Source organism: Frigoribacterium sp. CFBP 13707 (genome assembly GCF_014842245.1).
GTDB lineage: Bacteria > Actinomycetota > Actinomycetes > Actinomycetales > Microbacteriaceae > Frigoribacterium > Frigoribacterium endophyticum.
On the sequence record NZ_JACYVL010000004.1, the window covers coordinates 64,704 to 77,502 of the forward strand.

Annotated in this window: 12 protein-coding genes and 2 pseudogenes; 5 read left to right on the top strand and 9 right to left on the bottom strand. The window is 73.9% G+C overall.

The window, feature by feature from the left end:
* Positions 1 to 221: 221 nt before the first annotated feature.
* Complete coding sequence (locus IFT45_RS09720; RefSeq protein WP_185230815.1) at positions 222 to 1,202, bottom strand: NAD(P)H-quinone oxidoreductase; 981 nt, start codon at positions 1,200 to 1,202, stop codon at positions 222 to 224.
* 155 nt (positions 1,203 to 1,357) lie between these two features.
* Here IFT45_RS09720 and dcd point away from each other — a divergent pair, with 155 nt between their 5' ends.
* Complete coding sequence (gene dcd, locus IFT45_RS09725) at positions 1,358 to 1,960, top strand: dCTP deaminase (RefSeq protein ID WP_056058380.1); 603 nt, start codon at positions 1,358 to 1,360, stop codon at positions 1,958 to 1,960.
* Positions 1,961 to 2,404: 444 nt separating this feature from the next.
* On the top strand, positions 2,405 to 2,527 hold the full coding sequence (locus IFT45_RS17495; protein ID WP_256431854.1) for a hypothetical protein: 123 nt from the start codon (positions 2,405 to 2,407) through the stop codon (positions 2,525 to 2,527).
* Here IFT45_RS17495 and IFT45_RS09730 read toward each other — a convergent pair.
* Positions 2,491 to 3,495: an AraC family transcriptional regulator gene (locus IFT45_RS09730; protein ID WP_192127917.1), complete on the bottom strand. Its 1,005-nt coding sequence runs from the start codon at positions 3,493 to 3,495 to the stop codon at positions 2,491 to 2,493. The genes IFT45_RS17495 and IFT45_RS09730 overlap by 37 nt on opposite strands.
* Positions 3,496 to 3,955: 460 nt before the next feature.
* On the opposite strand from IFT45_RS09730, the gene IFT45_RS09735 reads away from it, so the two are divergent.
* Positions 3,956 to 4,987, top strand: a complete 1,032-nt coding sequence (locus IFT45_RS09735; protein WP_167261074.1) for an aldo/keto reductase — start codon at positions 3,956 to 3,958, stop codon at positions 4,985 to 4,987.
* A 163-nt stretch (positions 4,988 to 5,150) separates the two neighbouring features.
* Here the strand turns inward: IFT45_RS09735 and IFT45_RS09740 are convergent, their stop codons facing one another.
* The 5 genes and pseudogenes from IFT45_RS09740 to IFT45_RS09755 form a co-directional block, all read right to left on the bottom strand.
* Positions 5,151 to 5,363, bottom strand: coding sequence for a hypothetical protein (locus tag IFT45_RS09740; protein WP_056058369.1), 213 nt, complete (start codon positions 5,361 to 5,363; stop codon positions 5,151 to 5,153).
* A 457-nt stretch (positions 5,364 to 5,820) separates the two neighbouring features.
* Positions 5,821 to 6,660, bottom strand: coding sequence for a tryptophan-rich sensory protein (locus IFT45_RS09745; RefSeq protein WP_056058366.1), 840 nt, complete (start codon positions 6,658 to 6,660; stop codon positions 5,821 to 5,823).
* A gap of 262 nt (positions 6,661 to 6,922) precedes the next feature.
* A pseudogene (locus IFT45_RS17195) lies at positions 6,923 to 7,758 on the bottom strand (HAD-IC family P-type ATPase); the annotation flags it as partial.
* Position 7,759: 1 nt separating this feature from the next.
* Positions 7,760 to 9,162 (bottom strand): annotated as a pseudogene (locus IFT45_RS17200) (HAD-IC family P-type ATPase); the annotation flags it as partial.
* 108 nt (positions 9,163 to 9,270) lie between these two features.
* Positions 9,271 to 9,729 (bottom strand): DUF3817 domain-containing protein, encoded by a 459-nt coding sequence (locus IFT45_RS09755; protein WP_192127919.1) that lies wholly within the window; start codon positions 9,727 to 9,729, stop codon positions 9,271 to 9,273.
* Positions 9,730 to 9,903: 174 nt separating this feature from the next.
* Here IFT45_RS09755 and IFT45_RS09760 point away from each other — a divergent pair, with 174 nt between their 5' ends.
* Together IFT45_RS09760 and IFT45_RS09765 are read left to right on the top strand one after the other, a co-directional pair.
* Entirely contained in the window at positions 9,904 to 10,215 is a 312-nt protein-coding gene (locus IFT45_RS09760; protein ID WP_192127921.1) for a hypothetical protein, read from the top strand.
* A 52-nt stretch (positions 10,216 to 10,267) separates the two neighbouring features.
* Positions 10,268 to 10,945, top strand: a complete 678-nt coding sequence (locus IFT45_RS09765) for an SDR family NAD(P)-dependent oxidoreductase (RefSeq protein ID WP_056058353.1) — start codon at positions 10,268 to 10,270, stop codon at positions 10,943 to 10,945.
* A 317-nt stretch (positions 10,946 to 11,262) separates the two neighbouring features.
* Here the strand turns inward: IFT45_RS09765 and IFT45_RS09770 are convergent, their stop codons facing one another.
* Both IFT45_RS09770 and IFT45_RS09775 read right to left on the bottom strand, forming a co-directional pair.
* A complete protein-coding gene (locus IFT45_RS09770; protein WP_192127923.1) occupies positions 11,263 to 12,084 on the bottom strand; it encodes an FAD-binding oxidoreductase in 822 nt (273 codons plus the stop codon).
* Positions 12,081 to 12,659, bottom strand: coding sequence for a molybdopterin-dependent oxidoreductase (locus IFT45_RS09775; protein ID WP_056058347.1), 579 nt, complete (start codon positions 12,657 to 12,659; stop codon positions 12,081 to 12,083). The genes IFT45_RS09770 and IFT45_RS09775 overlap by 4 nt, the downstream gene beginning before the upstream one ends.
* Between the last annotated feature and the right edge of the window lie 140 nt (positions 12,660 to 12,799).

Here is a 12,799-nt window from a genome sequence, read left to right on the forward strand (position 1 = left end):
CCTGCGCACGCACCTGCCCCAGCCCCAGAACCAGCCCCAGAACCATCGACTGATCAAAGAACCACTGAGAAGCGTGGTTCTTTGATCAGTCGATAGTTCGAGCGGGTGGCTGAGGCCCGGGCGGCAGCAGGTTCAGGGGCGGCGGCGGCGCCTGCGCAGCGCTGACTCAGCGGCGCGCGAGCGCAGCCCAGCTCGGGTGCAGCGCGGGTGCAGCGCGGGGCTCAGCGCACCGCGAGCAGGATCTTCCCCGAGTGCTCGCCCGACTCCATGCGCTCGTGCGCCGTCGCGGCGAACTCGAGCGGGAACACGCTGTCGAGCACCGGCCGCACGGCCCCCGACGCGACCATCGGCCAGACGTGCTCGCGCACCTCGGCCATGATCGCGCGGCGCTCCTCGAGCGGGCGGGCGCGCAGCGTGGTGCCCCAGATCCGGCCCCGCTTGCCCATCAGGCGGGCGACGTCGATCGTGGCCGACGAGCCGCCCTGCGACGCGATCACCATGACGCGGCCGCCCACGGCGAGCGCGTCGACGTCGCGCGCCAGGTAGTCGCCGCCGACGAGGTCGAGCACGACGTCGACGCCGCGGCCGCCGGTGAGCTCCTGGGTGACGGCGACGAAGTCCTCCGCCCGGTAGTCGATGCCGCGGTCGGCGCCGAGCTGCTCGCAGAACTCGACCTTCGCGGGGGTGCCGGCGGTGGCGTAGACGGTGGCGCCGAGCGCCTTCCCGATCTGGATCGCGATCGACCCGACCCCGCTCGACCCGCCGTGCACGAGCAGCGTCTCGCCCGCCTGCAGCTGCGCCGACATGACGAGGTTCGACCAGACGGTGGCGACGGCCTCGGGCAGCCCGGCGGCCTCGACGAGGTCGAGCCCCTTGAGGTAGGGCAGCAGCAGGCCCTCGTCGACGGCCACGCGGTCGGCGTAGCCGCCGCCGCTGAGCAGGGCGACGACGTGGTCGCCGAGGGAGGCGGTGGTCACCTCGCTGCCCAGGGCCACGACCGTGCCGCTGACCTCGAGCCCGGGCCACGACGGGGCTCCGGCGGGCGACGGGTAGTGCCCCTCGCGCTGGTTCACGTCGGCGCGGTTCACGCCGGCGGCGGCGACGTCGACGACGACCTCGCGGGGGCCGGGCACGGGCTCCGGGACCTCGCTGACGACGAGGGCACGGGGCCCTCCGGGAACGGGGACGGTGACGGCACGCATGGGGCCATCCTGCCCCGTCCGGGCCGAGCGCGAGCCGGGCGACCTGGGGACGACCCGGGGAGGCGCCCCCTCCCCAGGGCGGTGCCCGCGACTCCCGCAGGCCCTCCGCCGGGCCCGCGCCGGGGCCCGACCTGCCCGCCGTCTAGGCTGGCCGCGTGCTGCTCTCCGACCACGACATCAAGCTCGAGCTCGACGCCGGGCGCATCGGCCTCGACCCCTACGAGCCGACGCTGATCCAGCCGTCGAGCATCGACGTGCGGCTCGACCGGCTGTTCCGGCTGTTCGACAACCACAAGTACCCGTTCATCGACCCCGCGGCCGACCAGCCCGAGCTGACGCGCCTGGTCGAGACGCCCGCCGACGAGCCGTTCATCCTGCACCCGGGCGAGTTCGTGCTGGGCAGCACCTACGAGCGCGTCACCCTGCCCGACGACGTCGCCGCGCGGCTGGAGGGCAAGAGCTCGCTCGGCCGCCTCGGCCTGCTCACGCACTCGACGGCGGGGTTCATCGACCCGGGCTTCACGGGGCACGTGACGCTCGAGCTGTCGAACGTCGCGACGCTGCCGATCAAGCTGTGGCCCGGCATGAAGATCGGGCAGCTCTGCTTCTTCCGCCTCAGCTCGCCGGCCGAGCACCCCTACGGTTCGCAGGAGTACGGGTCGCGCTACCAGGGGCAGCGCGGGCCGACGGCGAGCCGGTCGTTCCAAGGGTTCGTGCACACCGACGTGTCGGGCGGGGCGGAGGCGGCGGGCGCCTGAGCGCCGTCGTCCCCGCTGCGCCGTCGTCCCCGCTGCGCCGTCGGCGTGCGCACGCGCGGTTCCCGGCCCGTCGGGGGACACGCGTCGTGCTCGGCTTCGCCCGGGGGGCAGGGCATTCGCTCCGTGTCCGGTCGATCTGCAGAAAACTCGCGTTCGTATCACACTGGGATGGCCTCGCGGTACGGGTTCAGGACTGCGAGTTGCTGGGTGCGGGCGGCGATGTCGGGTCTCTCGCCCGCACCCCCTTCCGCTCCTCGTCGCGGAGGCGCCCTGGTCGATGCTCGCGGCCCGGTGCTGTGCGCCCTGAGCGCTGATCCACTCTGGAGTGGAGGACGCCTCCCCCGGCACCCCGCCCCCGAGCACACTCCTCCACTCCGGAGTGGAGGACGCTCCCCAGGCACCCCACCCCGAGACCCCTTCCCAGGCACGCTCCTCCACTCCAGAGTGGATGAGGCTCCCCAGAACTACCTCCGGGCGCGTCCCGGCACCGGCACCGGCACCCGCACCCGCACCCGCACCCGCACCCGCACCTACGACTCCAGCGTCTCGCGCGGCGACCGCCCGTAGTGCGCCACGTACGCCGCCGTGAAGCGCCCCGCGTTCGCGAAGCCCCAGCTCTGAGCGATCCCCGCCACGGTGTGCCCGCGCGTCGGGTCAGCGACCTGAAGGTCGTGGTGCGCCCCGCGCAGCCGCGCCGCCCGCAGCACCGCCATGGGCGTCGTGTCGAGGTGCCGGCGGAACGCCAGCTGCAGCCCCCGCGGCGTCAGCCGGGCCGCCTCGGCGATCTCGACGACGCCGATGTCGTCGTGGGCGTGCTCCTCGACGTAGGCGAGCGCGCGCCGCACCGTCGACGGCACGGGCCGGGCGCTCGACGCCTCGCTCGTGCCGACCACCGTCGTCGGGAAGGTCGTCACGAACGCCGCCACCAGCGACCGGAACGCCTGCCCCCTGATCAACGGGCTCGCCATCGCCGCGTCGTTGCGCACGACGTCCTGGTAGAGGTGTCGCATGTGCCCGCGCCAGTACCGGCCGAGGGCCTCGCTCTGGGGCTCCATGCCGATCACGTGCAGGCCTGCGGGAGGCGCGGTGAGCGACAGCCCCACCAGCTCGGCCTCCACGGCGGCCCGGTCGAGCATGAGCTGGGCCAGGTGGACGTCGTCCCACTCGGTCCGTTTGTTCGTGGTGGTGGGGAACGCGAACGGCTTCAGCAGCTCCGCCCGGTGGTCGGCGTCGCCCGCCTGCACCCGGAAGCCCCCGCCGAGCAGGCGGCAGATGCCGAAGAAGGGCAGCGGCTCGCTCTCGGCGCGCAGCGTGCCGGTGTACCGCATCTCTCCGACGGCGAAGCGGTGCTCGCCCGACACCGCGCGGCGGTAGTAGAACTCGTGGGCGTCGCCCGGCACGAGCTCGCGCATGCGGAAGGTGCGCCGCATCGCCTCGTGGGCGACGTCGGGGTCGGTGGTCTCCAGGCCGCGGATGCGCGGGTCGTCGAAGGGCGACGGCGTCACGGGCTGCGACGGGTACGGGGGCGACGGCATCGGTCACGCCTCTCGTCGAGGTGGGCGCCGGGCCGCTCAGGGTCAGGGAACGGCGTCGGAGCGTCGGGCTGATCCCCCGACGGCGTCAGCATAGTGCGACGCCTCAGGAGCTGCCCCCCCTTCGGCGGACGCCGATGTGCCCCGGAGGCGGGCCGCGGTGGGGAGGGACGAGCCGGGGAGGACGAGCCGGGGAGGGACGAGCCGGGGTGGAGACCTGAACCAACCCACACCCCGGCTCGCGCACCGACGCCGGGGGACCCGCCAGGGTCCCGACCCGGTGCTCACCACGGCCAGCCCGAACCGCCGTGGTGTGCAGTCTTCGGAGCACCGCTCGGAACGGTTTGGAGAATGTCTCAGAATTTTTTCGGGGAGTCCTCCCCAGGGCTCCGTGAGGCGGGGCTGTCCCCCGCCCCGCGCCTCCCGCAGCCCCGCCGCCGACGCACGGCGTAGCGTCGCGGCCATGGACTACAGGACCCTCGGGAACAGCGGTGCCTCCGTGTCGGAGCTGACACTGGGCACCATGACGTTCGGCGCAGAAGCCGACGAGACCACCTCTCACCAGATCCTCGACGCGTTCGTCGCGGGCGGCGGCACGCTCGTCGACACCGCCGACGTGTACAGCGCGGGGGTCTCCGAAGAGATCATCGGGCGCTGGCTCGCCGCGCGCCCCACCGACGCGGCGCAGGTCGTGCTGGCGACGAAGGGGCGCTTCCCCATGGGCGACGGCCCGAACGACGTCGGGCTCTCGCGGCGGCACCTCGCCCGTGCCCTCGACGACTCGCTCCGGCGTCTCGGCACCGAGCACGTCGACCTCTACCAGATGCACGCGTGGGACGCGCTGACGCCGATCGACGAGACCCTGCGGTTCCTCGACGACGCGATCAGCGCGGGCAAGATCGGCTACTACGGCTTCTCGAACTACCTCGGCTGGCAGGTCACGAAGGCCGTGGGCCGCGCCGACGCCCTCGGCTTCGCGCCGCCTGTCACGCTGCAGCCGCAGTACAACCTGCTCGTGCGCGACATCGAGCACGAGGTCGTGCCGGCCTCGCTCGACGCCGGCATCGGCCTGCTGCCCTGGTCGCCGTTGGCCGGCGGCTGGCTGAGCGGCAAGTACCGCCGCGACCAGGCGCCCACCGGCTCGACCCGTCTCGGTGAGGACCCGACGCGGGGCATGGAGGCGTGGGAGGCGCGCAACGCGGACGAGCGCACCTGGACGGTCATCGACGCGGTCACCGCGATCGCCGACGCCCACGGCGCCTCGGCCTCGCAGGTCGCGCTCGCGTGGCTGCTGGCGCAGCCGGCCGTGACCTCGGTGATCCTCGGCGCCCGGACGGTCGAGCAGCTCGACGACAACCTCGGTGCGTCGGGCCTCGTGCTCACCGCCGACGAGCTCACGCGCCTCGGCGACGCGAGCGCCCCGCGCATCGACGACTACCCCTACGGCACCGCCGGGGTCGCCCAGCGCGGCCGCCGCATCGACGGCGGTCGCTGACCCCCGGGCTCAGCCCGGCACCGCACGGTGCGACTGCGGGAGGCGCGGTGTCGACCAGACCGGCACCGCGCCTCCCGCATGCGTGTGAACGACGGTCGTCGCCCCGTACTGCTCTCGTGAACCCTTCGCGCTGACGAGGGAGCCGGTCGGCACCAGTCGCTCGTCATCGGCGTACCAGCACGACGATCATCACGATGAAGAAGGGGACCATCCCGAGGAAGGTCATCGCGGGCCAGGATCCGCCAGGAGCGCGCCGGTCTGCCCAGCGGAGCAACCAGATGGCGACCGTGACCGGCAAGAACCCGAGGGGGACTCCTGCGATGACCAGGACGGTCGCCGCCAGCACGAGGACGAGAGCTGTCAGAGACGGCACCACGGCTGTCCGTGACGCACGCGCAGACCCCCCGGCCTGATCGGCCCTCCGATGAGGAGGGTGACCGACATCTCCTGACATGTGACGCTCCTCTCGGGAGCCCGGAACGAGGAGTCCCCGCGCGGCCGTCCCCTCATCAGCTGACGGTGCCCCAGACCGCCGGCCTTCGGCTGTCGGGGAGGAGCCCTGAGGGTGCGACCTCACGCGGCTCGAGCGTGATGCGAGCCGACAGCTCGCGTCACGCTCACACTCTCTTCCCCCAGGCGACCGGTGTCAAGGATGTCACTGTGAAATTCTTGATATCCGTCAAATGAGGGCAGAACGAGGCGGATGGCGCTGGGCAGGAAGACGAGCAGACCTCTGCCTGCCCGGGCCGGCTTCCGCCTCGCGAGCTCGACCGAGTGGTCACGATCTGCTGCTCCCGGCGCGAGGGAAGAGCAGATCGGGACCACTCGACGCGTCAGCGGTGCAGGTCGGCCGTCGCGCCGACGCGGCCGTGGCGCACCCGGACGGCGACGGTCACGACCAGCACGACGACCGCCGCGACCAGTGCCGTGACCCCGGCGGCGGTGTCGAGCGGCTGGCCGGTGAAGCGCCCGACGGCGACCCACGAGAGGCCCCAGACCAGCGACAGCATGGGAGCGATCCGGCCGCGGCCGGCGAGAGCGACGGCCACGCCCGACAGGCCGGCGACGGCGAGCACGACCGTCGACCAGACGCTGCTCGGGGCACCGAGGCCGTCGAAGCCGGACTCGACCAGCGCAGCCGCGATGTTGGCGGCGGTCGCGACCGAGACCCAGCCGAGGTAGAGGCCCATCGTGCCGTCGGTGACGAGCGCGTCGACCCAGCCGTGGGTCGGCGTGCGGAAGAGGGTGACGAAGATCCGCACCAGCACGGCCAGCAGGGCGACGATCACGACGACGCTGAGCCACACGTTCCCGAGCTGCACGGCCGCGAAGAGCCAGGCCGCGTTCAGCAGCATGGAGGCGGCGACCCAGTACCCGAGGCGACGGTGGCGGTCGACGCTGCGCTGGCCGGGCAGCGCCTGGTAGACGGCGTAGGCGACGAGGCCGAGGTAGATGACCGACCAGATCGAGAAGGCGGTGGTCGCGGGGGCGATCGGGGTGGCGTCGGCGCTGAGCGCCCCGCCGGAGGCTCCGGAGACGGAGGTGCCGCCGAAGGCGCCCGACCCCACCGCGGCGAGGACGACGGCCAGCACGGCCGCGACCACCACCACGATCTGACGGACGACGTCGCTCGGCTGGGGAGGGTGCGGTTCGGCTCGCGTGGCTGTGCTCATGTCGGCGACGGTACGCCGCCGAGATCTCTTAGCTGCTGAATCATCAGGCGCTTCCCAGCCTCGACGATCGGGCCCCGAGGAGTCGCGGGGCAGCCCCCAGCCCCCAGCGAGCCGCGCTGGCCCGAGTCCGGCACGCCCTGCCCGCGACTGTCGGTCAGTTGCCAATTTGAGGGCTTGAGAGGGCTCCGGAGGCCCCCAAAACGGCAACTGACCGACGCAATCAGCAGCCAGCGGCCAGCGGCCAGCGGCCAGCGCACCCCGATCAGGCGGCGGGCCGCCAGCGGCGCAGCAGCTGCGCGTTCAGCGCCACGATCACCGTCGACAGGCTCATCAGCACCGCCCCCGCCGCGGGCGACAGCACGAAGCCGACCGGTGCCAGCACGCCCGCCGCGAGCGGCACCGACAGCACGTTGTAGCCCGCTCCCCAGACGAGGTTCTGGATCATCTTGCGGTACCCCACCCGCGACAGCGAGATCACCGACAGCACCGCCCGCGGGTCGTTCGACGCGAGCACGACGCCCGCCGACTCCACCGCCACGTCGGTGCCCGCGCCGATCGCGATGCCGACGTCGGCCCGGGCCAGCGCGGGAGCGTCGTTGACGCCGTCGCCGACCATCGCGACCCGCTGGCCGCGCTGCTGCAGCTCGGCGACGCGCGCGTCCTTCTCGTCCGGGCGCACCTCGGCGAACACCTCGTCGATGCCCAGCTCACGTCCGACCGCGTCGGCCACCTGCTGCGCGTCGCCGGTCACCATCGCGACCCGCACGCCCGCGTCGTGCAGGCGTCGCACGGCCTCCGCCGACTCCGGCCGCACCTCGTCGCGCAGCGCGTACGCCGCCTCCACCGCTCCGGCACGCACGAGGTAGAGCACCGCGGCACCGTCGGCCCGCCACGGCCCGGTCGCCGTCGCCAGGTCGCCGGGCACCTCGAGGCCCTGGTCGCGGAGCAGGCCGGGGCCCCCGACGCTCACCTCGACCCCGTCGACGCGGGCCGTGACGCCGCTGCCCGTGAGCGAGCGGAACGACTCGACCCGCGACTCCGGCGCCCCGCCCTGCCCCGCGTCGGCGCGCGCACCAGACTCTCCAGCCCCGCCAGCGCNGCCGCCGCGAGGCGGACGGCCGCGTCGTCGTCGACGAGGTCGGACGAGGAGGCGCGGGCCACGTCCGTCACCGCGGGCTCGCCCTTCGTGAGGGTGCCCGTCTTGTCGAACAGGACGGTGTCGACGGTGCGCATGCGCTCGAGGGCCAGGCGGTCCTTGACCAGCACGCCGGCCTTCGCGGCGCGCTCGGTCGAGATCGCGATCACCAGGGGGATGGCCAGGCCGAGGGCGTGCGGGCAGGCGATGACGAGCACGGTCACCGTGCGCGTGATCGCCTGGTCGAGGTCGCCGAGCAGCAGCCAGACGACGAACGTGACGACGCCCGCCCCCGCGGCGAACCAGAAGAGCAGCGCGGCGGCGCGGTCGGCGAGCGCCTGCGCCCGCGACGACGACGACTGCGCCTCGGCGACCAGCCGCTGGATGCCCGCGAGCGCCGTGTCGTCGCCCACCGCCGTGACGCGGACCCGCAGCGTGCCGTCGGTCGCGACGGTGCCCGCCACGACGCGGTCGCCCTCGGAGCGCGAGACGGTGCGGCTCTCGCCGGTGATCATCGACTCGTCCATCTCGGCGGAGCCGTCGACGATCGTGCCGTCGGCCGGCACGCGCGCGCCCGAGCGGACGAGCACGACGTCGCCGGCCACGAGGTCGGCGATCGCCACCTCGGTCGTGCCGGAGCCCGAGCTGCCGGAGTAGGACCTGCCGGAGTCGCGGATCGAGCCGTCGGGGCCCGTCGCGTCGACGCGGTCGGCCGTGTCGGGCAGCAGGGCGGCGAGCGCGTCGAGGGCGCCGGAGGCGGCCCCGAGGGCGCGCATCTCGATCCAGTGGCCGAGCAGCATGATGTAGACGAGGAGGGCGAGCTCCCACCAGAAGTCGAGGTCGAGGCCGCCGATGCCGAGGGTCGTCGCCCAGCTGGCGACGAAGGCGACGGTGATGGCCATCGCGATGAGCAGCATCATGCCGGGCTGCTTCGCCCGCGCCTCGGCGACGCCGCCGGAGAGGAACGGCCAGCCGCCCCAGACGAAGAGGAAGGTGCCGAGCACGGGCGAGATCCACTCGGCTCCGGGGAAGGACGGCACGTCGTAGCCGAGCAGGCCGGCGAACATCGAGCTGAAGGCCACGACCGGGATCGCGACGACGAGGCTCACCCAGAACTTGTCGCGGAACTGGGCGGCGTGGTCGCCATGGCCGCCGTGGCCGCCGTGCCCACCGTGGCCGGCGTGCGCGTCATGGCCCGCGTGCGCGTCGTGCCCGGCGTGCCCGTCGTGGCCCGCGTGCGAGTCGTGCCCTGCGTGGTCGTCCCCGACGCCGTGCGCCTCCTGCCCGTGCGCGGCCGTCGCGAGGTCCGAGTGGTCGCCGTGGTCGCCGTGGTCGCCGTGCGCAGCGTCGTCGTGCCGAGGAGTCATGCTGCATACCCTAGGGGGGTATCCGTGTCGCCGTCCAGATCTCTCGACCCGCGACTCCTCGCGGTCATCTGCCGACGGTCACGGGGCGGCCGCCCGGCCGCCTGCGGGTCAGCCCCCGACGGGCGGCCCGACGATCAGCAGCACGACGAAGACCACGACGACCGCGGCCGCGAGCAGGACGACGGCGAGCACCAGGTGACCGAGGACCCAGCGGAGGAGGCGGTCGGCCGGCCGCCGGTCACGCGGGTCGTCGGTCGCGGTGCGGCGCCAGTCGCCGCGGAGGCCGCCGCGGCGGTCGATCCAGCGCTCGACGGGCAGGGAGGTGAACGGCACGACGGCGCTGGCGAGGGCCGCGGCCGTCACGCCGAGGCTCCAGCGCTGGTTGACCGCGACGACGACGCCGGCCACCAGGAACGCGAGGAAGACGAAGCCGTGGATCGGCCCGGCGACGCTGACCGGCCAGTCGCCGACCCGCGCGACGTACTTGAGCAGCATGCCGCCGATGAGCAGGGCCCAGGTGACGACCTCGGCGACGGCGAACGAACGGAAGAGGGTGCGAGGCGACACGGGGGCTCCAGGGGGTCGACGGGACTCCGCTCATGGTCGCAGGCCGCCGCTGGGCGACGCCTCCCGTCGTGCACACCACGCACCCAGCAGGAGGCGCCCCTCCTGTTCCGAAGGATCCTCAGGAGGCGCGGCGTACCCTGGTCAGGTCAGCGACGACGACGACGAGGGGACTCCATGAGCGACCACGAGAAGCACGACACGACACGGCACGACGCCCCGCGCGACACCGCCCCGGGCCGCCTCCGCCTCACCTGGCCCACCTTCCGCGGCTCGCCCGTCGGCTGGGGCATCCTGGCCTTCCCGCTCCTGCTCGACCTCGTCCTGGTGGGCATGCACCTCGGCCGTGGCGACCCGGTCACCCCGTTCGGCGTCCTCCTCACGATCGCCGTGCTCGCCGCCCTGGCGGTCGCGACCGCCGGCCTGGTGCAGACGATCCGGCACCCGCGGCCCGGGCCGCCCGTGTGGCAGGGCGACGACCCGCGCTGAGGCTCGGCGCTCCCTGGGTGCCGGCCCGCGCCTCCTTGCTTGGCTGGGGGGCATGACTACTCTCGCGATCATCGGTGCCGGCAAGGGGCTCGGCGCTGCCGTGGCCCGTCGATTCGGACGGGAGGGGTTCAGCGTCGCGCTGATCTCCCGTCACCAGGGGCGGCTCGACGCCCTCGCGGCCGAGCTCGAGGCCGACGGCGTCACCGCGCAGGGCTTCGTCGCCGACGTGCGCGACCCCGCCTCCGTGGCCCGGGCGCTCGAGGCGGCGACCGAGGCGCTCGGGCCGATCCAGGTGTTGCAGTACAGCCCGCTGCCGCAGAAGGACTTCATGCGGCCCGTGCTCGAGACGACGCCGGCCGACCTCGTCGGGCCCGTCGAGTTCTCGATCTACGGGCCGGTCGCTGCCGTGCACCAGGTGCTGCCGGGCATGCGCTTCCTCGGGCGGGGGCCGGACGGCCACGGCGGCACGATCCTCTTCGTCAACGGCGGCTCGGCCGTCACGCCCGGGCGCACCGTCACCGGCACCTCGATCGCCTTCGCCGGCCAGGCCGCGTACGCGCAGCTGCTGCACGACGAGCTGGCGGACGAGGGCATCCAGGTGTCGCAGCTGATCATCGGCGGGGCCATCACGCCCGACGACCCGGAGAAGACGCCGGAGGCGCTGGCCGAGCGGCTCTGGGGGCTCCACACCCGGCGCGACACCTTCCGGGAGCAGGTCAGCGCCGACTGAGGCGTCGGAGCGGCGCCCGCGCGGCCGGCGAGTGGTCACGAACTGCTGCTCGCACGGGTCGGGACGAGCAGATCGCGACCACTCGAGCCGGCGTCGCTCGCGCGTCGACGCAGCGGCGGCGGCGAGCCTGAGCCCGGCCGGTGAGTCCGCCCGGCACGGAGGCAGGCGGCGTAGCGTCACGCACAGCACCGGATCAGCACACGAGCGGCATCGTCGCGGAGACCCCCCTGTGGTCACCGAGGCGGTGCCGCGTGCTCGTGGCACGAGCCGCACGCAGCGCCGCGCTGCGCCACCCCGCGCCGCCCGCCCCGCCTCCGCTACGCCCCGCCGAACCGCTCCGTGCGCACCCGGGTCGGGTCGTGGCCGGCGTCGACGAGCCAGCCCGCGATCGTCTCGACGAAGCCGTTCGTGCCGCAGACGTAGACGAGCGGGTGCTGCTCGGCGGGCAGCGCCAGCTCGAGCAGTCGCTCGCGGGTGAGGCGCCCGGCGGGCCGGGCCGCTCCCTCCGGCGCTCCGCGCGTGAAGATCCAGTCGACCGTGAGGTCGGGCCCCGCGGCGGCGGCGAGCTCGTCGAGCTCCGGCGCGAACCACTGGTCGTCGGGCGTCCGCACCGAGCAGATCAGCCGCATCGGGGGCGCGTCGTCCCGCTCCGACCGCGAGCGGATCATCGCGACCAGGGGCGCGACTCCTGACCCTCCGCCGATCAGCTGCACGGGCGACCGCGACGGCGCCGGGGCCCCCGCGGGCTCGGGCAGCACCGCGTGCACGGCCGAGTCGGGGTCGAACTCCGTCGGCGGCCACACGAACCAGCCGCCGATCGGGCCGCGCACCTCGACCGGGTCGCCCGGCTCGGCGGCCTCGACCAGGTACGGCGAGACCTCGCCGTCGGGCAGCTGCTCGACCGAGATCTCGAGGGCAGCGGTGAGCGGATCGCCGTGCGTGCCCCGCACGTCGGAGAGCGAGTACGACCTGACGGCCTGGTAACCGTCGTCGGCGGTCAGCCTCAGGTCGACGTGCTGGCCGGCACGGGCGGCCCGCAGGCCGGGCACGGCGACGACGATCGACCGGCCGGTGCCGCTCAGCGGGGTCGTCGAGACGACCGTGCCGGGCCGCCAGGCATAGGGGTCGGCACCGCTCACGCGTAGCGTTCTTCGCGCCAGGGGTCTCCGTGGCCGTGGTAGCCCATGCTCTCCCAGAAGCCGCGGCGGTCGGTCGCCATGGTCTGGACGCCCTGCAGCCACTTCGCGCTCTTCCAGAAGTAGAGCCCGGGCACGAAGAGCCGCGCCGGCCCGCCGTGCTCGGCGTGCAGGGGCTGGCCCTCGTACGTGTCGACCACCCACGCCTTCCCGCCGAGCAGCTCGTCGAGCGGCAGGTTGGTCGTGTAGCCGCCGTAGCTCGTCGCCATCGCGTAGCCGTGGTCGGTCTCGAGGCCGTCGAAGAGGGTGTCGAGCGAGACGCCCGACCAGTGGGTGCCGAGCTTGCTCCAGCTCGTGACGCAGTGGATGTCGGTCTCGATCGCCTCGTGCGGCAGGGCCTGGAAGTCGGCCCAGGTGAGCGAGCGCTGGCCCTGCTCGGTGCCGACCTGCAGCTCCCACCGCTTGATGTTCGGGGTGGGGCCGGCCGAGAGCACGGGGAAGCCCTGCTCGAGGTGCTGCCCCGGGGGGAGGCGCGGGTCGGCCTCCCGACGTCGGCCGAAGCCGGTGAACCCTGCCATCGCGCGCCTCCTGCACCCTGGGGCGACGCCGTGCGGCGGCGTCGCGCGGGGCTCGTTCGCCCCGACCCGGCCCACAGTAGCGGGGCCCCCCGACGCCCGGCGAGACCACCAGCCTGGGACTGGCCTGGGAGGCGGTTGAC